Source organism: Paenarthrobacter nitroguajacolicus, from assembly GCF_007786235.1.
GTDB classification, from domain to species: Bacteria; Actinomycetota; Actinomycetes; order Actinomycetales; family Micrococcaceae; genus Arthrobacter; species Arthrobacter nitroguajacolicus_A.
In genome coordinates this window covers 310,591-328,188 of record NZ_VNFK01000005.1, presented here as the reverse complement: position 1 = coordinate 328,188, position 17,598 = coordinate 310,591, and the positions used below count along the sequence as shown (strand labels likewise).

The following is a 17,598-nucleotide window of genomic DNA, read 5'->3' as shown; positions in this document are numbered from 1 at the left end:
GAGTAGATAACGCATCGAAGGGACCTGAGTTTTGGCTTACATCACCGTCGGAAACGAAAACAGCACTGAGATCGAGCTTTACTACGAGGACCATGGGAGCGGCCAGGCAGTGGTCCTGATCCACGGCTACCCGTTGGATGGCTCGTCCTGGGAGAAGCAGACCGCGGCCCTGCTCGACGCCGGTTACCGCGTGATCACTTATGATCGCCGCGGTTTCGGCAAATCCAGCCAGCCCACGGAGGGCTACGACTACGACACTTTTGCCGCTGACCTGAAGACCGTGCTGGAAACCCTGGATCTGAACGACGCCGTCCTGGTGGGCTTCTCCATGGGCACCGGAGAAGTGGCACGCTACATCAGCACGTATGGTTCGGCCCGCGTTGCCAAGGCTGTGTTCCTTGGCTCCTTGGAACCGTTCCTGCTGAAGACAGATGACAACCCGGACGGTGTCCCGCAGGACGTGTTCGACGGGCTTTCGTCCGCCGTCAAAGCAGACCGCTACGCCTTCTTCACCGACTTCTTCAAGAACTTCTACAACAGCGACACTTTCCTGGGCACCGACCGTCTCAGCCAGGAATCCGTGGACGCCAGCTGGAACCTCGCCAGCAAGTCCGGCGCCTTTGCATCGGTAGCTGCCCAGCCCACCTGGCTCACGGACTTCCGCGCCGACATCCCCAAGATCGATGTTCCGGCCTTGATCGTCCATGGCACGGCTGACAACATCCTGCCCATTGATGTCACAGGTCGCCGTTTCAAGGACGCCCTGCCCAGCGCCGAGTACTTGGAAATCGAGGGCGCTCCGCACGGACTGCTCTGGACGCACGGTGCCGAAATCAACAACGCCTTGCTGGGCTTCCTCAAAAAGTAGCCGCTCCACAGTCAACGGCCCCGACGCTGGGTTGTTCCGGCGTCGGGACTTTTCACTTTTTCTTGAGCCGCAGCGTCCGCGCCTTCCCACCGCTCTGCAGATATTCCTGCTCGGTGGCGTCGCCGGCGTTGCGTTCCATGGCGTGGAGCACTCCGTACGTGAAAGCACTGCTGCCGGTGTCCGTCGCAGAGCCGAGCTTCAACAGTTCCTCGCGGGCCATCACGCTGTCCTGATGCTCGCCCAGGATGGACTGGACTTTGTGGGCTGCGTCGCCCAGCTTCGCCGCCCGTTTGCCGTGGACACTCTCCACTGCTGCGGCGGCGAACCGCAGTTTCTTGGCGGACTTCCGGACTTCGTGAAAGGCCATGTCGCGCTGAGGCCCGACGGCGGCACTCACCGCTGCGTCGTGGCGCTTGCCTAGCCGTTTCACGGCCTTGTTGACGAGTTTTGCGGTGGTTTTCCGTGCAGGTTCTGTCCCCTTCGGGGCCACGGGCGGCGAGCTGATGAAGGCATCAAGGTTATCCAGCAAGCGAAAGTACCGGGGGCTGTTGAGCCGAGTCTTGATAGCAGACAACGCAGTGTCAGCCCGGACCGTCATGCGCTGGTCAAGTTCATCGTGCAGTGAACCGAAAACGAGCTTTTCGGGCAGTTCACCAATGCTGTTCCTGAGGCGTTGGTGCAGGACCTCGGTGTCCCGGTAGCGGCCCAGGGTTTTGGCCAGAGATTTCAGCTCTCGCTGAAGGCCGCGGACGGCCTCTACCTCGAAGAGCTTGCGATAGGTATGCAGCACCGACCGGATGCGGCGGATCAGCGAGCGCATTTGATGGACTGAATCCTCCCGATTCAGCCTCACGTGGGCATCTTGAAGAAGCAGATCGGCAACCTGGGCTTCCAAATAGTCCAGGACGGGAACTACTGCCGGTGCTTTGGCGCTGGCCGTTCCGCGATCAGCTGCCCGGGGCGCGGGCCATGATTCGCCCAGTGCGGTGGCCAACTTGGAGGTTCGCTGACTGGGCTTTGCTCCCGCGTCCGAAAGCTGTTCGGTCAGGCTGTCCAAGAGCGCGTCGTCAGCCTCATCCTGCGCCGTCAGCTCCACTTCCCATTCCCGCCACTGGAGTTCGCGACCCTGGCCGATAATGATGTGAGCGCTGACGTGATCGTCCACAAAGTCGGCTATCCGCTCCCCGCCGCTGCCGTACAGTGCGTAGCTGGTGCGTTCCGTGTTGAGGTTGGCTATGGCCGCCACTGCATGCCCGCGGGTATAGGCCAGAACACGGTCCATGAGTTCCACCGGGACGGTCTCTGCAGTGCCCAAAGGCGCCTGGATCTCTGTCCGTTTACCAGGGCCGAGGGGCAATTTGAGGTGCCAGCCGGCGTCGGGTCCTCCAGTGCGGCGACGCAAGGTGATGCCACGGGCGGCGAGAGCCAGATGATGCGTATCAAAGTAGATGGCATCCAGGCTGTGGCTCCCCGGTTCACCGACTTTTCCGATTCCATCGATCGTGTCGAGGGCAGGTATGGGTGTTGACTCCTCGGCATCGAACTTCCGCTCAGCTTCCACATTGCTGGACGTTGCCATGACTGTCGGTTCTCCTCTGTGGTTGCCAACTCCGGAAAATGCCGCGAGGGCCGGCCCGTTGCGGTGGCCGGCCCTCGTTGGAGCTATGTATTGGTGCTGTATCCAGTGTGAATCAGACTAGGGTGCCGCGCTAGATCCCGATTGAGCGCGGCAGAGTGGGCTCACCCGTGTCGTCTACGTCGCCGCCGGACACGGTTCCGCGCCAAGCTCCGGTTTCATGGCCCTGCGCCTCGATGAACTTCTTGAACTTGTCCAGGTCCGCGCCCACCCGCATGCCATCCACGCCGAGCGCCGAGCCTGCCTTTTCCGTGAGGCTTTCGGGCTCCCAGACGATCTCGACATTGACGCGGGTCTTGGTCGGTTCCAGGGATTCAAAGCTCACGGTGCCGCCGTTGCGGGGGCCATCGACGCTCGCCCAACTCACCAACGAATCCGGGATCTGCTCAACGATCTGTGCGTTGAAGTCTCGCTTCACACCGCCCACGTTGGTGGAGAAGTGCAGAGCGGTTTCGTCAATCTGTTCCACCGATTCCACCCCGTTCATGAACTCGGGGAAGGTTTCGAACTGCGTCCACTGGTTGTAGGCGACAGATACAGGCACGTCTACTTCGATTGATTTATTGACAGTAGCCATAGGGTTTGCTCCTTCGATCGTGTCTCGGGTGCTCATGTGTTTGCTGCTGGGCGGCGCGCCAGCCAGCTGGCTGCTTAACCAGTGGCGCGCCAGTCTAAGCGCGCCAGCCAAAGGTTCTAGCCGGCGTCGAAACTCTCTTCGTCATCGTCATTGGGCGACTCTTCCTGGGGAAGGTCGTTGCCGCTGCCGTCAGGCAGGTCATCGCTGGAGTCTGGTTGCAGGGACTGTTCGGCGTGGGACTGCTCGTCGATCCCGCCAAAGCGTCCGGCTCCCGGTTCGCCTGAGCTGTCCGAGTCCTCCGGATCCAAGTGGCTAAGGTTCGGTGCACCCGTGGCGTAAGTTTCGCCGTCGGGGCTGTCTTGGCTCAATCCGGCCTCCGAGAGGTCTTCTTCCACGCGGGGCTGGGCCTGTCCGCCGCCGGCTTCCTGCTCGGCGGTAGGGGTGCCGTAACCGCCTACTTCCTCTTCGGGAGTGGCATTCTGCTTGTCCATGTGACCTGTCCTTTCCAAACGGTGAACGTGTTAATGGAACTCTTCGAACCTATAAGTGCCGCTGGTGGCATGTCCATGCCCTGACGAAATTAGTCAGTAATCTTAGCGATTTGCGGAGGGAGGCGTTACTGTTCGGCGTGGACTTCCCGCGAAATCACGATGGCTGCGGAATTTCACACCCACCCTGAGGATCCAATCCGGTGTAATTCAACGGACCCGCCACGATATTCAACGCAATGGTCGCCACCTGCGAGCACTGCGCCGGCGGAGTGGTGAAGTAACCTCGCTGACCGGCGGCAACCGCCCCAATAACGAGCCACACGATGACAATTAGACCGATAATTGACCCGATTCGCATCACTGCCCCAATCGCTAGACTGCTAAGACCCCAGCTATTAGTAAGCATACTGACGAAAGCGCGATAGGGCAAAGAAGAGCGACCGCGGGCCCGGATACTCCCGGCCCGCAGCCGCTTCGTCCGCACTCAGTCGGTGGGATTGGCCTCTGTGGTCAAACCGCGGTTATCAGCGGTTTTCTCATCTTTCTCCTCTGCTGGTCCGGGTGGATTCGCAGACTCGCTGGGACCTGCGTCAACGGCATCCTCCGGACCTTCCGAAGCTGCGTCACCCACCGGAACCTGGCCACCGGTGCCGGGCTCATTTGGATCCCGTGGAATGGGATGCCCGGGAGTGGTGGTTCCATCGCGAACCTGGGCAAAGCCCGCGACTTCGCTGGGATCAGTTGTCATACGCGCGACGACCGGCCCCGGCCCACAACCCAGCCAATAAGGGCCAACACCAGCAAGATAATTCCTACCCACAGCAGGAAACTGAGGGCTTGGTTGAATCCACCGACAAGCAGCAAGATGATTGCGATTACGCCGGCGATGATGAGGAGTGTATTCATTGAGCTACGCATCCCTTCAATAAATGATGTCTATTCAGGAAGGCGTCCGCTGACACCCCGTAATGGAGCGCCACCCATGCCAACGGGCACCGATCGGAGAAATTCATCTCCATATCTTTTACGTACCCACCCGAAAAAGGTTCAAACCGAACTGTGCCGGGCGGAGCACGTTCACAGCATCATGATAAGCACCCTTTGGGTTACGGCGAAGTGCTTTGGTCAGGAAATTTAGTGCGTCGTCACTGGAACTGCCTGTGGGGTGACTCACGCCGCACCTCGGCACATCCCCGGCCCACCCTGCGTTGTAACAGTGACGAGGGGAGGCCTCATGCTCATTGTTCTGACGGGAATTGACGGTTCAGGAAAAACGACGGCGGCCCGCGCCTTGGTCGACTCGGCACGCACTAACGGCCGGAAAGCCCTGCTGCTTAGCAACCACGCTGCCCGGAGGCGGATGTCGCTGCTCAGCGAGCGCTTCGGCGGGCGGTTGCCGCCACGCGTTGCGGACTTCATCGAGACCGGCGTTCGCCTGTTCAACGTGCTGGTCAACCACGCCCGCGCCCAGCGTTTCGACGGTTTGGTGGTGATGGACCGCCACCTGCACTGCCAACTGGCGCTGCGCCACGCCAGCGGGTTGCAGCGGGGCTGGTTGATTCCTTGGCTACTCGAGAAACTCCCAAGCCCAGATGTCCACGTGCACTTCGACGTCGATCCGCGTCTCGCCCACCAACGGGTCACGGCCCGTGGGACCGACAATGAATCGCTGGCCGATCTGGAGGCGTTCCGGTCCGCCTACCGCTCGCTCCCTGAGTTCGACGACTTCGTGGTGGTGGACGCCAATGGGGCACCGGGCGATGTCGTGGCCCAGCTGAACCGGGCGATCGCGGCCTCGGAACCCACCCATCACCCAACCACGGGACAGATAACGTCCTCTTGAGCCTTTATGAGCGCGTTTGCTGTCCCCTACATTTCCAGCAGCGGCGCCGTTTGACTTGCTCTCTGTCGCTCGCCGGGTAGGCTCGCCCCAAATGCCGGCAACGGCGTGGGTAGTGATTTTGGGGGAAACTAATGAGCGCCAAAACCCGGCGAGGGCTTCTGATCTTCATCTGCGGATTCGGGGCCTACTCCATTCTGTTGTCCGAGTTGGGCCCGCTACAGGCCCTCCTTCTGGGCCTTCTGGTGGCCGCGGCTGCCATCTACTTGGATGGATGGCTACGACTCAGGTTCAGCAGCAAACATGCTGACATCAAGGCCCCCGATATCCCCGCCGACCGGCAGCTGCCGCGTTGAGCCAACCAGCGGAAAGCACGACGGCGGGAATCGCCTTGGCTCTTGCGGCTCGCCGGGGGGCCGGATCGGTGAAATGGGCCGGAGCCGGAACTGAGTTCGTCTTCTACGAGGCAACTCTGGGCGGGAACCGGGAGGGCTACCGAATTCCTCGTTCCGTCGAATTCAACACAGCCAACAACCGGGGCGTCACGGCCCGGAGTCTTCAAGATCAGGAGATGGCCCTGGCCCGGTGGGCTGCTGACAACGGAATCCCCACTGCCGGCATCGTGGATATGGTCGAGCAGAACGGTTCTCCCGTGTTGATTCTGGAAGTCGTGGATGACGATGGCTCGGAGCTGAGTTCCGCTACCCTCGGCTCAGTAGTTGCTGCCATGCATCGCCGGCCCTGTCCCGACATCACGTTGGTCGCCCAGGATGGAGTTCCCTTGGCAGCCCGGCTCCTACATCGCCTGGAGGAGCGATACGGGGAACTCCGTAAGCGTCACATCCTTCCGGCGCTACCCGACGCGGCAGTTCTGCTGGCAACCCTTGTAAGCAATACCAGCGCGCCGCGCCTCACCCATCTGGATCTTCGACGCCAAAACGTGAGGGTCCAGAACGGTGAGCCAACGTCAATCTTCGACTGGAGCAACGCCCTCGTGGCGCCTCCCGAACTGGAGCTTGCCCGGCTTGAGGAGTACTCGGTCATTGAGGAAAACGGCATCAACTTCAGCGCCTTCCTGGACGGCTACGCCCAAGGCGGCGGAAGCATCGACGTCGGGAGCGCGTCTTGGCCGCTCCTCAGGCTGGACGCGGCCGTGATGTTGGCCGTTGTCTTTGATTCGGTGGCCCCAAACGCCGGGTTGAGGGACCGTTTCTTGTCCCGGACCGAGACGCTGGTTGGCCAGCTTTGAAGACAGTAATCTCAGAAGCGCGGATCGGCCGCGACTCTCAGAAGGTCATCGCAGGCGTCGTGGGGGTGGCCTGCTTCTTCATCATCGCGACTGCTATTCCCAGCGGAGTGCTGCTGATCACCACAACCCTGGCTGTTCTTATGGCGCTGCTGACCGCGCTGGTGCTGCGTATGAGGGTGACAATCGAAGCATCAGCCGAAAACCTGGTGCTCCGATGCCGGCCGTTCCACGCGAAGACCATCCCGCTGGCAGACATCGTCGACGCCTCCCCCGCCCCGTCCAGTTCCATGACCGAGGGCTTCGGCATCCGGTACCTGGGGCAAAAAACGTGGGGCCTGCTGGTGGGTGGTCCAGCCATCACGGTGGAGACGCCGAACCGCACATGGATCATCTCCACGCCAGAGCCGGAGGCGACAGCAGCGGCGATTCTCGCCCACGCCGGCAAACTGAGGGACGGGTAACGTCCTACTGAGCTCGAAAGGGCGTTGTCTGTCCCCTACTTGGGTAGACCCACTTGGGTAGACCTACTTTGGTACAGCGGGGCGCATCAGCGGCGGGTTAAGCACCGCGCGGGTGGGGTGGCCCGCCGTCGGACGTGCCTCGGGGGCGAGCCGGAAAAGCGCAGCCGGACGGCCGGCGTCGCCTGTTGTCATACGGCCGGTGTCCTCCAGGAAACCGGGCGTCCCTGTCGCCTTCCGGTGGAAGTTGCGCGGATCCAGGCGGGTGCCCCAGACGGCCTCGTACACGGCACGAAGTTGGGCGATGGTGAATTCCTCTCCGCAGAACGCCGCGCCCAGGGGGGAGTATTCGAGCTTCGACTTAGCACGTTCCAGGGCGTCGTCGAGGATCCGTTGGTGGTCGAAGGCGAGTTCCAGCGCGCCGCCTTGGACTTCCCTCACCGGGTACCACGCGGCATGCTCCGCGTCGCTGCCGGCAGCCAACACCGGGAAGTCCGGCGCCAGCAGCAGGTGCGCCACGGTGAGGACGTCGCCGCGGGGGTCACGGCCCTTGGGTCCGTAGCTGCCCAGTTGCTCAAGGTGCCCGGGTAGATGCTCGACGCCGGTTTCTTCCGCGAGTTCACGGACCGCCGCCTCCTGCAGGTCCTCGCCTGCGAGGACGAAGCCGCCCGGTAGCGCCAGCTTGCCGCGGAAGGGCTCGATGAGGCGGGTGATGAGCAGTACGCGCAGTTCGCCGTCGCGCACGGTGAGGGCGACGACGTCGACGGTCACCGGGAAGCGCTGGGGCGCCGGATGGGATTCAGGCATAAATCAATCGTAGGAAATTATCGTCACGTTGACAATAATCCCGACTCGCCCTACTGTTTAGTTATCGTCAAGGTGACGACAATAAACGAAGGAGAACATCATGGCAATCATCAAGCGCTACCCCTGGATCAGCCACTTTCTCGGCAGCCCCACCGGCTACGTCGTCCACCTGCAGAAGGGCACGGTCAAGCACCAAGGAGTGGGCCAAGCGTTCTTCTTCCGCCCCGCGAACTCGGTGCTGAGTGAGGTTCCGGTGGACGACCAGGAACTGCCCACCCTCTTCCACGCCATCACCCGCGACCACCAGGACGTCAGCGTTCAGGCCAACGTGACCTACCGCTTCATCGATCCGGTGGCCGTATCCACTCGCCTCGACTTCGGATTGCAGACCGCGGGAAAGGCGCCGGCAACCGGTCGCGAACAGGTTTCCACCATCATCGGCCAGCTGTGCCAGAGCCACGCGATCGACCAGATCGCGACCACCACACTCGCCGAAGCGCTGGAACGTGGGGTCAGCCAACTCCGGGTGGTGCTCACCGATGCCCTCCGCGCCGATGCAAGGCTCCAGTCCACGGGCATTGAAATCCTCGGTGTGCAGGTCCTGGCGGTCCGGCCCGAAGCCGACGTGGAACGGGCCTTGCAGACACCCGTCCGCGAACAGCTCCAAGCCGAAGCGGACCGGGCGGTTTACGAAAGGCGGGCAGTCGCCGTCGAACGTGAACGCACTATCTCCGAGAACGAGATGGCAAGCCAGATCGAACTCGCGGTCCGCCGCGAAAACCTGGTGGCCCAGGAGGGCGCAAATGCCCGGCGTGCCGCCGAAGAGAAGGCAGCCGCAGGCCTGATCGAAGCCCAGGGATCCGCCGAACGCAAGGGCATTGGCGCCGCCGCTGAAGCGAACCAAATCCGCCTGGTGGGCGAAGCAGCCGCAGCCCGCGAAGCCGCCACCATGGAGGTCTACCGCGGCATGGAGCAAGCCACCCTGCTGGCACTGGCCCTCAAGGATGCAGCGGGCAGCCTGCCGAACATTGGTAACCTCACCATCACCCCCGACCTGCTCAGCGGAGCACTTGCCGGACTGTTCAAGGAACCCGCGGCCACCGCCGAAGTCACCAAGTAAGGACCCGTCATGGCAACCCCTCGCATCGTCCTCGTCCACCGGCGGACCGAACTGCAGGAACTCCTGAACCGGCACGCAACCCGCGGCCAGGCAGAGTTCTTCCTCAGCACCCGCGGCCGCAGTATCCAGGACGTACAGGACCGGCATGATCGCCTCACCGCCGCCCTCGCAACAATTCGGGCAGCGGTGCCGTCCGACTGGCGGCAGGCGGAAGTTGAACGCGCGGACCTCAGCCGCTTCCTTCTCACGGCAGAGGACATCGTCGCCGTGGTGGGACAGGACGGTTTAGTGGCGAACGTAGCCAAGTACCTGAACGGACAACCGGTCATCGGCATCGACCCCGAACCCGGAGCAAACCCCGGAGTCCTGGTCCGGCACACGCCGGCAGCCGCCGCAGCCCTGCTGGCCAGTGGCGATGTTGGGCGGCTGCGCCTGCAGGACCTCACCACCGTGACGGCAACGCTCGACGACGGTCAGCAGCTTTCGGCGCTCAACGAAGTTTTCGTGGGGCACGCCTCGCACCAGTCGGCGAAGTACACGCTCGCAGCGCCAAGTTTCACCCAGACCGGCGGACAGACCGAGCGGCAATCGTCGTCGGGCCTTATCGTTTCCACCGGCACCGGCGCAACCGGATGGTGCGCTTCGATTGCCCTGGAACGCGGCGGGCGAGCCTTGCCGGCACCCACCGATCCGCGGCTCGCGTGGTTCGTCCGGGAAGCGTGGCCCTCCCCCGTCACCGGCGCTTCGTTGACTGAAGGCGTGCTGGAGGCCGGTGAAGTGCTGCGGATCACCGTGGCATCAGACCAGCTCGTGGTGTTCGGCGACGGCATGGAGGACGACCGGCTCACCGCCTCGTGGGGACAGGAGATCATGGTGAAGCTGGGGCAGCGGCCGCTGCGGTTGGTTGTTTGAGCCCGCGGGGAAACGTCGCTAGGCGCTTGCCCGCCACATCGGCGATCCTCTACTTGCCCGGCTTTGTCCGCAACCTCCGCTAATGTTGGCTCACTTGTCGAAATTGAGACCATGGGGGTCAAATGGAATTTGCAGAACGGCTGTCTGCATTGGCGGCCAAAGTACGACAGCAGCGTGGGGTTATAGAGACTGAGGAGGCAACGAAAAATGCATTCGTCATGCCGTTCATCTCGTCCATCTTGGGCTACGACGTCTTCAATCCGCTGGAAGTTGTCCCCGAGTTCACGGCCGACGTAGGCGTAAAGAAGGGCGAAAAGGTTGACTACGCCATCGTGAAAGACGGGGAAGTTCAGATCCTCATCGAATGCAAGAAGTCCATTGAGCCCGTCAAGATCGAGCACGCATCCCAACTTTTCCGCTATTTCGCGGTGACCAATGCGAGGATAGCGATCCTCACGAACGGCGAGACCTATCAGTTCTTCACGGACCTCGACGCACCGAACCGAATGGATGCGAAACCGTTCCTGGTCCTCGACCTGAACGACATCGACGAGACCCTCCTGCCTGAACTTCAGAAATTGTCCAAGGACGTTTTCGATTTGGATTCCATCATCAGTGCGGCGGGTGAACTGAAGTACATCGGCGAACTCAAAAGGACTCTTGCGGCACAGTTCCGGGAACCGGAGGATGAATGGGTCAAGTTCCTTACGGCTCGCGTTTACACCGGAGCGTACACGCAGCGCGTCCGCGAGCAGTTCACAACTCTGGTCGGCAAAGCCACCAAGCAGTTCCTTAACGATCAGGTCAACGAACGCCTGAAGAAAGCTCTTGGCGCACAGGCTTACGCACCAAATGACGACGTCGCCGCCGCCGTCGTGTCCAGCCAGCCCGTTGCGGAAGCAGACCTCGCGGAGGCTGACGCAATCGAGACCACTCTCGAAGAAATAGAGGGCTATCAGATTGTCCGCGCCATTGTTTGCAGCGAGGTGAAACCCACTCGAGTGGTCCAGCGCGATGCCAAGTCTTACTTTGCCGTCCTTCTGGACGACAACAATCGCAAACCCATCGCGCGGCTTCACTTTAACCGAACGCAGAAATATATCGGATTGTTCGATGCCAACAAGGAGGAGACTCGCGTTCCGATTAGCTCTTTGGAGGAGATCTACGAACACACTGAGGCTCTCCGAGCGAGCGTAAAGAGCTACCTCTGAGCCTAAGCTCGTTGATCAGCGGCAGCGGGTTAATCCATTCGGTGTATTATTCATGGATTGGCCCGCTTCTTCATGCCCTGGGCCTCACTTCCTGACTCAACCCGAGGAGCTCCCTTGAGCCATCCCGAGCAAACCGCGGAACAAGTCCGTGCTCCCAAGGCCACCGCTTCGGGTGGTCGCACTGCCTCGCGGGCCTGGTTACTCGGGTTCCTGGCAGGCGTACTGGGCCTCGCGCCGTGGCTGATCGGCGGAGCGAAGCTGCCGCTGCAGAACTTGTGGCGGTCCGAGGCTCTTCCCGAGCACATGCCTTTTGCACTCTTGCCCCTCAGCCAATACGAGCTCACCACCATTGTTGCCCTCGTGACCGTGGGCGGAGCCGCGGCAGGACTGGCAGTCCGGATCTGGTCGCCGGAGTACCGCAGGCTGGCAACGTGGTGCGCAGTGGGCGGTGTCCTCGTGGTCCAAATCTTGGCAGCAGCGCAGTCGTTCACTGTGCTTAACCAGGGGCTGGAGAGCGGGAAGATGGCGAGCCTCTATTTCTTCGGCTTGCTGGCCGGAGTCATTCTTTCCCTTGCCGCCAGCATCGGAGCAGTACTCCTGTTCGCCTCGACGTCGCGAGTGGCCACGACGCTGGGCGCTGGACTCATGGCCATCCCGTTCACGTCGTGGGCGGTGGAATGGGTTGTCGGTTCAGTGGGGTACATCGACGTACCCCCAGTTGTGCCGACCATCGCACGATGGGTTCCTGCGGTACTTGTCGGTTGTGCTTTGGCTTGGTGTGGACTCAGTCCTATCCGCCGCGGGGTGGCGTGGGTCCTCAACTGTGCGTGCTTGTGGGTGATCCCCGCTCTGTTCACCTCGGTGCAATACGTCCTCGGAACCCGGGCTCTGGCCGGCGATGTCCAGGAAATGCTGTTGATGAGCCGGCAAATCCTCGCAGCTACACTCGGGCCTGACGGTGGGGCTTTGCCCACCATCTTGGCGGCACTGGCCATCGCACTCGCAGGCGTCGGAGCGCGTGCCATAGCAGCGCGCGGGAACTCCCAAAAAACCGTGGGTTAGCTTGCCCGGCCTGTGAACACGGTGCGCCCGAACGACCTCTTGAGGGCCCCTTAGCGGGCTGTCATCGCTTGGATGCTGCGGACCATACGAACGTCCCGCACGTCATCTTCTATGTTCACCGTTCCGTCCGCTACGAATCCGTGCTTCCGGTAGAACGCTTGGGCGCGCGGATTAGGGTCGGCGACCCAGAGGAAAGCGGGTGCGGCAGGGTCGATGACAGCGTTAAGCAGGGCCTCGCCCACCCCTGAACCGTGGAAGGCGGCATAGGCGTAAAGGACATACAGTTGCTGTGACTCCTCAGCGGAGTCAGGAATGGGGCCCGACATCGCTATGCCAATCACGGTGTCTTCGTGCGAAGCAACGGCGACACTGTTCTGTTCATAGCGAGAATCAGTGAGCGCTGCGGTCCAGAACTTCTCCCGAAATTCCAGTAGCCCTGGATCGTCCAGCACGTCGTCGCTCATCAACCCCCGGTAGGTTTCACGCCAGGTGTCAACGTGAACTTTCGCCATGCCTGGCGCGTCCGCCGGCTCGGCACCACGCACCTCAAAGTTGATCGTCATCGCTCAACGGTACATTCGCAAAGAGGGCCTGCTAGCTAACCGGCTTGTCTGGCGTTGCCCTTGAAGGTTGCCAGAAATGTTGCCACGCCGAGAATAAGTGACGTGGCCGTGGCCGCGGGCCAAGGAATGTTTCCGTTCACCCATAGTGCCGCGAAAAGCGAAAACGCTGCCACCAGCACCCCTGCTAAAACAGCAAACATTTTGGTCCTGCTTTTGGTCCCCATGCGACGATCCTACCCGCGCTCGGTAGGTCTCCCCTGCCGTCTTGTGCACGATCACTGATTCCCCCTGACCCACGGTCCTTCAAATTTCAACCGTTGTCCCTCGCAGAACCCCGGGGTAGGGTGACCGGACCGTCCACCCACATCACCGTCTGGAACAACTCTGGGAGACACCATGACACATGTGAGACGTCAAATGGCTGCTGTCACGGCAGCCTTGGCACTAACCGTGACAAGCGGAGCGATGGCCAGTCCCGCCTTCGCCGATCCCCGCGAAACAGATAAGAAACCCACGGCCACCGGCTACGGCGGGGCCGTGAGCACGGTGGATCCGGAAGCCTCCGCAGCCGCAATTGAAGTATTGAAGAAGGGTGGCAACGCAGCCGACGCAGCAGTTGCAGCCGCCGCTACCTTGGGCGTCACCGAGCCCTACAGCGCTGGCATCGGCGGCGGTGGCTACTTTGTTTTCTACGATGCCAAAACCAAACAAGTGGGCACCATCGACGGCCGCGAGACCGCACCTGCAAACATCAAACCCGACGCATTCATCGACCCTGCAACAGGCAAGCCCTACAACTTCACGCCCGAACTTGTGACCAGTGGCGTTTCAGTGGGAGTCCCCGGCACACCCGCTACCTGGGAGCGCGCGCTGGAGCGCTGGGGAACCCTGGACCTCGGCGAGGCGCTCAAGCCGGCCATCAAGGTGGCCAACCGTGGATTCGTGGTGGACGAGACCTTCCGCCAGCAAACCAAGGACAATCTGGCACGCTTCAACAACTTCACCTCCACGCAGGACCTGTTCCTCCCCGGCGGTGGCGCACCCGTCGTCGGAAGTGTCTTCAAGAACCACGACCTCGCGGCGACCTACCGGCTACTCGCCAAGGAGGGTACCGACGCCTTCTACAAAGGCCCTCTCGCCGAGGAGATCGTCAAGACTGTTCAAGCACCGCCCAAGGTGGCAAAGCCAACGCTTCCTGTTCCGGTCGGCGTCATGACTACTCAGGATCTGGCCAATTACAAGGTGCTGGACCAGGACGCCACCAAGGTGGAATACCGAGGCTACGACGTCTACGGCATGGCGCCATCCAGCAGCGGTGGGACCACGGTTGGCGAGGCACTGAATATCCTTGAAAACTACGACCTCAAGGACATGCAGCCAGTGGACGCCCTGCATCACTACTTCGAGGCCAGTTCCTTGGCTTTCGCGGATCGCGGCGCCTATGTGGGCGATCCGGCCTTCGTTAAGGTCCCCACCAAGACCTTGCTCGACCCCGTGTTCGCCAAGGAACGCTCCTGCGAGATTGATCCGACGACGGCGGCGGCCAAGCCGGTTGCCCCCGGAAACATACAGACGTACGACGGCGCGTGCCCGACTGCCGCGGCACCTCTCGCCAATGAATCGGACACGGAGAACATCTCCACAACGAACCTGACCGTTGCGGACAAGTGGGGAAACGTGGTGGAGTACACGCTCACGATTGAGCAAACCGGCGGATCCGGAATCGTGGTTCCAGGCCGTGGTTTCCTGCTCAACAACGAGCTGACCGATTTCAGCACTGTTTACAGCGAGACCGACCCCAACCGGATCCAGCCGGGCAAGCGTCCCCGATCCTCGATGTCGCCGACCATCATTTTGAAAGACGAGAAACCGTTCTTGGCCCTCGGCTCCCCCGGCGGTTCGACCATCATCACAACCGTGCTGCAGACCATCTTGAACCGGGTGGACAGGGGTATGACGGTCTCCGAAGCCCTCGCTGCGCCACGTGCTGCCCCCAGGAATGGCACAACGGTCAGCTCTGAGCCTGCCTTTATTGAGGCCTACGGCCCGGCGTTGGATGCGTTGGGCCATGACTTGGTTCCAGCAGGGGACGCGTTCACGTCGGCCGCCGAGATAGGGGCGGCAACAGCCATTGAGTTCGGTAAGGACGGACAGATGACAGCCGCAGCCGAGCCGGTTCGTCGAGGCGGCGGATCAGCCCTGGTGGTGAAACCGGTCAAACCTGGCAGGTAGAGCGCACCCTAATAGCCCGGCAGGAGTCCGCGAACGGTTGCCTGGAGCTTCTCCAAAGCCGCATCCTCCACGGTGCTGACGGCAAACTTCAGGAGTCCTCGGCATGCAAGTCCGGCGTCCGTCAGCTCACCACTGAGGAGGAAATCAAGCAGTTCGTCACTCGGTAGGAGTCGAACGAAGCCCGCCTCGGAGGCATCCCAAGAAGGGTCGTCGACGGGGCGGGCTTCTGCTGCGATGGCCAGGTGTTTACGCCTGGAAGAGTTGGCGGACCACCATTCGGAGCCTGCGTAATAAACAGACGAAGACCGGTATCCGGTCTCTTCCGACAACTCACGGTGAGCTGCAGCTTCCGGGTCTTCGCCCTGCTCCACGTAGCCACCGGGCAGTTCCAGCAGCGTCCGTCCTGGGCCCACGCGAAACTGCTCAAACAACACAACGTCCGTGCCGCCTTCCGTGAAGGCAAGCATGGCGGCGGAGTCCGGGCCGGCAATGACGTCCCACGCGGTGACGGAGCCGTCAGCTTCCAGGTATGTGTCCTGATTGACGGTGACAAAGCCCTTGTAGGCGCGCGTAGACCAGAGCTTTCGCCACAGTTCCTCCGAAGTGCTCAAGGTTGGCTGTTGTTCCTGAGCTCCCGACTGAATCTCCACAACATCACCAACGAAGCTGCCGCGATGATGATTCCGGAAATGAGGGACCAAACAGATTCGTCAGCACTTGAGAGGAAGATGTATGCAGCGTAGAAGGCCATGGTGAGGGCAAACAGAAGCCAGACCAACGGTGAACGATTCACGATGAGATCACTTCCCACACACCCATAGTTCCACGTCATTCAGGCCAGGGGTTGGCGTCGCGATATGGACCGGCCGGCGTTCGATTATGTTGAGACCTTCCGCGGAGGTCTCCTCCTCGAGGAGGCCGCGGCTGACAAAGGCCACGTCATGTGCGTACTCGGACGAGCGGTACGTGCCACCCTCATTGAAGCTGACATGGATCATGGTCACGTGCCGGGCACCGTTGACGGTGTCGCGGCTCTCCTTGGTGATGAGGCACGAATCGTCGCCCAGAGCCGAAACGAACGTTCCGCCGTCGTTGTTCTCAGATGCTAGGTGAGAGTCCGCGTTCGCAACGGTCATCAGGAAGCGGCCGTCCGGCGTCAGGCATTCGCGCACCTTTCGGAAGAGCCCACGCCTATCGGATGGATCCAGGAGGGTAATTGAACTGGCGCCAAGAACGACGCAACCGAACCTCTTCTCCACGTCAAAGCGGGTGAGTTCATCCAGTGAAGACTCGACGGCGGTCAGCGGACGATCCAGTGCGAGCAGCGGACCTGTGATCCGGCCGGACCCCGCTGCCAGCACCAGGATTGGCCCCTCGGTCTTGCGGGCCTCAGCAAGTAACTCGGGAATTTCCGTCCTGTCCTTGGCGGTCACCTGATCGTAGAGGTAGGGTCCTGGGACCTTGTGCAGTTCCTCTGGTGGATCGAGGGGCCCGAGTAGCCGCAGGATCGCGTCAACGGTTTGGTCCGGTGCGATGATCATCAACCCTTACTCTCCGGGAGTTCGACTAATAGTCACCGGTGCACGCGGACGGGGGCGGAACATGTGCACCACCCGCGTGCACCGGCAACGACGACATTAGTGTCCGTCTGAGATGCCACAGCCTAAAAAAGCGAAACTAGGTGGTGAATGAACCGAAAATAGGGGTACTTCGAGTCCATCTAGGTGGTGTTTTGAGTTTGTCTAGGTGGTGCGGCACACCATTACCGGCGTGACTTCGGGCTTAGCGTGAGAGCGGTTATGCTGGGTCACTCGACGATTGGGGACGTCTGGTATGAAGAGAATTTCTCGGAAAAACGCCAACAGTTACTGGTTGATCCTGGCCGGGTGTTACGGGCTGACCATTGGCATAGCTACGATGACAGCCATGCCGTGGCTTTTGATTGTGGGCGGCGTTTTCATTGTCTTTCCGCTGGTCGTGGGGTTCGTGTACGGCCAGATCGGCAGCAAAGTCCAATACCAACTCGTCCCGGAAAGACCGATGATCGTCATTGCGGCCACTGCCTTCGCGGTGGTCGCGACACTGCTGCATGGGTCTCCGGTCGCTGTCTGGGCGGGCCCTTTCCTGGCCGTAGCCACCTTTGTTGGCATGTACTTCTGCCTGCGCCGCTACGGTCACTTCCATGGCATTGCCCAAGACAGCCCAGACACCTCAGAAGCGGCTGAACACCTAGGCCAACGCGAAGACCACCTAATTGTGGCTGTTCAACCACCTAGGCACCCCTAAACAGCACCTAGTTTTCATGGTCAGGCCACCTAGAGCCGTCTTTCGGTGCCAGCATCTTCGTAGAGTCAACCGAATCACGGAGAGGTGCGGGATGAAGACACTAACGTTCACAGGCGCGGCAATGGCATTGGTTGCGGCCATCCCAGCATTCTTCACCAACCCGCTGGTTGGGTTCATGTTCTTGGCGACCGCCATTGCGATGGCGGCGACCGGGGTGGTCTACCTCCGTCAGCGACAGAAGCGCGAAAGCCCCGGCCGCTCAGCGTGAAGCTGAGGAGCCGGGGCA

At 61.4% G+C, this 17,598-nt stretch carries 23 protein-coding genes; 12 read left to right on the top strand and 11 right to left on the bottom strand.

Annotation, left to right across the window (positions count from 1 at the left end; all coding sequences use genetic code 11):
* Positions 1 to 31 precede the first annotated feature (31 nt).
* The gene (locus FQP90_RS09140; RefSeq protein WP_144649435.1) at positions 32 to 868 is read left to right on the top strand and encodes an alpha/beta fold hydrolase; all 837 of its coding nucleotides are present in this window, start codon (positions 32 to 34) and stop codon (positions 866 to 868) included.
* 52 nt (positions 869 to 920) lie between these two features.
* On the opposite strand, the gene FQP90_RS09135 is transcribed toward FQP90_RS09140, so the two are convergent.
* From FQP90_RS09135 to FQP90_RS23275, 5 genes are all read right to left on the bottom strand, one after another.
* The gene (locus FQP90_RS09135; protein ID WP_144649433.1) at positions 921 to 2,447 is read right to left on the bottom strand and encodes a CYTH and CHAD domain-containing protein; all 1,527 of its coding nucleotides are present in this window, start codon (positions 2,445 to 2,447) and stop codon (positions 921 to 923) included.
* 130 nt (positions 2,448 to 2,577) lie between these two features.
* Positions 2,578 to 3,081: an SRPBCC family protein gene (locus FQP90_RS09130; RefSeq protein ID WP_144649431.1), complete on the bottom strand. Its 504-nt coding sequence runs from the start codon at positions 3,079 to 3,081 to the stop codon at positions 2,578 to 2,580.
* A 116-nt stretch (positions 3,082 to 3,197) separates the two neighbouring features.
* Positions 3,198 to 3,572 (bottom strand): hypothetical protein, encoded by a 375-nt coding sequence (locus tag FQP90_RS09125; RefSeq protein ID WP_167510446.1) that lies wholly within the window; start codon positions 3,570 to 3,572, stop codon positions 3,198 to 3,200.
* A gap of 484 nt (positions 3,573 to 4,056) precedes the next feature.
* Positions 4,057 to 4,320 (bottom strand): hypothetical protein, encoded by a 264-nt coding sequence (locus tag FQP90_RS09115; RefSeq protein ID WP_144649427.1) that lies wholly within the window; start codon positions 4,318 to 4,320, stop codon positions 4,057 to 4,059.
* Positions 4,317 to 4,478: a hypothetical protein gene (locus tag FQP90_RS23275; RefSeq protein ID WP_167510445.1), complete on the bottom strand. Its 162-nt coding sequence runs from the start codon at positions 4,476 to 4,478 to the stop codon at positions 4,317 to 4,319. Before FQP90_RS23275 ends, FQP90_RS09115 begins: the two co-directional genes overlap by 4 nt.
* A gap of 328 nt (positions 4,479 to 4,806) precedes the next feature.
* Between FQP90_RS23275 and FQP90_RS09110 the strand changes: the two genes are divergently transcribed.
* The 4 genes from FQP90_RS09110 to FQP90_RS09095 all read left to right on the top strand — a co-directional run bounded on the left by FQP90_RS09110 (position 4,807) and on the right by FQP90_RS09095 (position 7,122).
* Complete coding sequence (locus FQP90_RS09110; RefSeq protein WP_144649425.1) at positions 4,807 to 5,415, top strand: dTMP kinase; 609 nt, start codon at positions 4,807 to 4,809, stop codon at positions 5,413 to 5,415.
* 131 nt (positions 5,416 to 5,546) lie between these two features.
* Positions 5,547 to 5,768: a hypothetical protein gene (locus FQP90_RS09105; protein WP_144649423.1), complete on the top strand. Its 222-nt coding sequence runs from the start codon at positions 5,547 to 5,549 to the stop codon at positions 5,766 to 5,768.
* On the top strand, positions 5,765 to 6,661 hold the full coding sequence (locus FQP90_RS09100; protein ID WP_144649422.1) for a phosphotransferase family protein: 897 nt from the start codon (positions 5,765 to 5,767) through the stop codon (positions 6,659 to 6,661). The genes FQP90_RS09105 and FQP90_RS09100 overlap by 4 nt, the downstream gene beginning before the upstream one ends.
* Complete coding sequence (locus tag FQP90_RS09095) at positions 6,658 to 7,122, top strand: hypothetical protein (protein WP_144649420.1); 465 nt, start codon at positions 6,658 to 6,660, stop codon at positions 7,120 to 7,122. Before FQP90_RS09100 ends, FQP90_RS09095 begins: the two co-directional genes overlap by 4 nt.
* A 63-nt stretch (positions 7,123 to 7,185) precedes the next feature.
* Here FQP90_RS09095 and FQP90_RS09090 read toward each other — a convergent pair whose 3' ends face one another.
* On the bottom strand, positions 7,186 to 7,926 hold the full coding sequence (locus FQP90_RS09090) for an NUDIX hydrolase (RefSeq protein WP_144649418.1): 741 nt from the start codon (positions 7,924 to 7,926) through the stop codon (positions 7,186 to 7,188).
* Positions 7,927 to 8,026: 100 nt separating this feature from the next.
* Here FQP90_RS09090 and FQP90_RS09085 point away from each other — a divergent pair, with 100 nt between their 5' ends.
* The 4 genes from FQP90_RS09085 to FQP90_RS09070 all read left to right on the top strand — a co-directional run bounded on the left by FQP90_RS09085 (position 8,027) and on the right by FQP90_RS09070 (position 12,231).
* Complete coding sequence (locus FQP90_RS09085; RefSeq protein WP_144649416.1) at positions 8,027 to 9,046, top strand: SPFH domain-containing protein; 1,020 nt, start codon at positions 8,027 to 8,029, stop codon at positions 9,044 to 9,046.
* A 9-nt stretch (positions 9,047 to 9,055) separates the two neighbouring features.
* On the top strand, positions 9,056 to 9,958 hold the full coding sequence (locus FQP90_RS09080) for an NAD(+)/NADH kinase (RefSeq protein WP_144649414.1): 903 nt from the start codon (positions 9,056 to 9,058) through the stop codon (positions 9,956 to 9,958).
* A 122-nt stretch (positions 9,959 to 10,080) separates the two neighbouring features.
* Complete coding sequence (locus tag FQP90_RS09075; RefSeq protein ID WP_144649412.1) at positions 10,081 to 11,169, top strand: type I restriction endonuclease; 1,089 nt, start codon at positions 10,081 to 10,083, stop codon at positions 11,167 to 11,169.
* Positions 11,170 to 11,283: 114 nt separating this feature from the next.
* Positions 11,284 to 12,231, top strand: coding sequence for a hypothetical protein (locus FQP90_RS09070; RefSeq protein ID WP_167510444.1), 948 nt, complete (start codon positions 11,284 to 11,286; stop codon positions 12,229 to 12,231).
* Positions 12,232 to 12,281: 50 nt separating this feature from the next.
* Here the strand turns inward: FQP90_RS09070 and FQP90_RS09065 are convergent, their stop codons facing one another.
* Both FQP90_RS09065 and FQP90_RS09060 read right to left on the bottom strand, forming a co-directional pair.
* Positions 12,282 to 12,794: a GNAT family N-acetyltransferase gene (locus FQP90_RS09065; RefSeq protein ID WP_208759972.1), complete on the bottom strand. Its 513-nt coding sequence runs from the start codon at positions 12,792 to 12,794 to the stop codon at positions 12,282 to 12,284.
* A gap of 35 nt (positions 12,795 to 12,829) precedes the next feature.
* The gene (locus tag FQP90_RS09060) at positions 12,830 to 13,018 is read right to left on the bottom strand and encodes a hypothetical protein (protein ID WP_144649410.1); all 189 of its coding nucleotides are present in this window, start codon (positions 13,016 to 13,018) and stop codon (positions 12,830 to 12,832) included.
* Positions 13,019 to 13,190: 172 nt separating this feature from the next.
* Here FQP90_RS09060 and ggt point away from each other — a divergent pair, with 172 nt between their 5' ends.
* Positions 13,191 to 15,026, top strand: a complete 1,836-nt coding sequence (gene ggt / locus FQP90_RS09055; RefSeq protein WP_144649408.1) for a gamma-glutamyltransferase — start codon at positions 13,191 to 13,193, stop codon at positions 15,024 to 15,026.
* An 8-nt stretch (positions 15,027 to 15,034) separates the two neighbouring features.
* On the opposite strand, the gene FQP90_RS09050 is transcribed toward ggt, so the two are convergent.
* Genes FQP90_RS09050 through FQP90_RS09040 form a run of 3 tightly spaced genes read right to left on the bottom strand, consistent with a single transcriptional unit; the run spans position 15,035 to position 16,567 of the window.
* Positions 15,035 to 15,637, bottom strand: coding sequence for an NUDIX hydrolase (locus FQP90_RS09050; protein ID WP_144649406.1), 603 nt, complete (start codon positions 15,635 to 15,637; stop codon positions 15,035 to 15,037).
* Positions 15,634 to 15,819 (bottom strand): hypothetical protein, encoded by a 186-nt coding sequence (locus tag FQP90_RS09045; protein WP_144649404.1) that lies wholly within the window; start codon positions 15,817 to 15,819, stop codon positions 15,634 to 15,636. The genes FQP90_RS09050 and FQP90_RS09045 overlap by 4 nt, the downstream gene beginning before the upstream one ends.
* A gap of 7 nt (positions 15,820 to 15,826) precedes the next feature.
* The gene (locus tag FQP90_RS09040) at positions 15,827 to 16,567 is read right to left on the bottom strand and encodes a class I SAM-dependent methyltransferase (protein WP_144649402.1); all 741 of its coding nucleotides are present in this window, start codon (positions 16,565 to 16,567) and stop codon (positions 15,827 to 15,829) included.
* Positions 16,568 to 16,859: 292 nt separating this feature from the next.
* Between FQP90_RS09040 and FQP90_RS09035 the strand changes: the two genes are divergently transcribed.
* Both FQP90_RS09035 and FQP90_RS23270 read left to right on the top strand, forming a co-directional pair.
* A complete protein-coding gene (locus FQP90_RS09035) occupies positions 16,860 to 17,312 on the top strand; it encodes a hypothetical protein (protein WP_144649400.1) in 453 nt (150 codons plus the stop codon).
* Between the two features lie 91 nt (positions 17,313 to 17,403).
* The gene (locus tag FQP90_RS23270) at positions 17,404 to 17,580 is read left to right on the top strand and encodes a hypothetical protein (RefSeq protein WP_167510443.1); all 177 of its coding nucleotides are present in this window, start codon (positions 17,404 to 17,406) and stop codon (positions 17,578 to 17,580) included.
* Positions 17,581 to 17,598: the final 18 nt, after the last annotated feature.

Bases quoted from the DNA above. Each gene is read 5' to 3' on its own strand.
- FQP90_RS09035 (WP_144649400.1), top strand. From the start codon at position 16,860: ATGAAGAGAATTTCTCGGAAAAACGCCAACAGTTACTGGTTGATCCTG.
- FQP90_RS09110 (WP_144649425.1), top strand. From the start codon at position 4,807: ATGCTCATTGTTCTGACGGGAATTGACGGTTCAGGAAAAACGACGGCG.
- FQP90_RS09090 (WP_144649418.1), bottom strand. From the start codon at position 7,926: ATGCCTGAATCCCATCCGGCGCCCCAGCGCTTCCCGGTGACCGTCGAC.
- ggt (WP_144649408.1), top strand. From the start codon at position 13,191: ATGACACATGTGAGACGTCAAATGGCTGCTGTCACGGCAGCCTTGGCA.
- FQP90_RS09040 (WP_144649402.1), bottom strand. From the start codon at position 16,567: ATGATCATCGCACCGGACCAAACCGTTGACGCGATCCTGCGGCTACTC.
- FQP90_RS09065 (WP_208759972.1), bottom strand. From the start codon at position 12,794: ATGACGATCAACTTTGAGGTGCGTGGTGCCGAGCCGGCGGACGCGCCA.
- FQP90_RS09075 (WP_144649412.1), top strand. From the start codon at position 10,081: ATGGAATTTGCAGAACGGCTGTCTGCATTGGCGGCCAAAGTACGACAG.
- FQP90_RS09060 (WP_144649410.1), bottom strand. From the start codon at position 13,018: ATGGGGACCAAAAGCAGGACCAAAATGTTTGCTGTTTTAGCAGGGGTG.
- FQP90_RS09115 (WP_144649427.1), bottom strand. From the start codon at position 4,320: ATGACAACTGATCCCAGCGAAGTCGCGGGCTTTGCCCAGGTTCGCGAT.
- FQP90_RS23275 (WP_167510445.1), bottom strand. From the start codon at position 4,478: ATGAATACACTCCTCATCATCGCCGGCGTAATCGCAATCATCTTGCTG.
- FQP90_RS09125 (WP_167510446.1), bottom strand. From the start codon at position 3,572: ATGGACAAGCAGAATGCCACTCCCGAAGAGGAAGTAGGCGGTTACGGC.
- FQP90_RS09105 (WP_144649423.1), top strand. From the start codon at position 5,547: ATGAGCGCCAAAACCCGGCGAGGGCTTCTGATCTTCATCTGCGGATTC.
- FQP90_RS23270 (WP_167510443.1), top strand. From the start codon at position 17,404: ATGAAGACACTAACGTTCACAGGCGCGGCAATGGCATTGGTTGCGGCC.
- FQP90_RS09085 (WP_144649416.1), top strand. From the start codon at position 8,027: ATGGCAATCATCAAGCGCTACCCCTGGATCAGCCACTTTCTCGGCAGC.
- FQP90_RS09080 (WP_144649414.1), top strand. From the start codon at position 9,056: ATGGCAACCCCTCGCATCGTCCTCGTCCACCGGCGGACCGAACTGCAG.
- FQP90_RS09135 (WP_144649433.1), bottom strand. From the start codon at position 2,447: ATGGCAACGTCCAGCAATGTGGAAGCTGAGCGGAAGTTCGATGCCGAG.
- FQP90_RS09130 (WP_144649431.1), bottom strand. From the start codon at position 3,081: ATGGCTACTGTCAATAAATCAATCGAAGTAGACGTGCCTGTATCTGTC.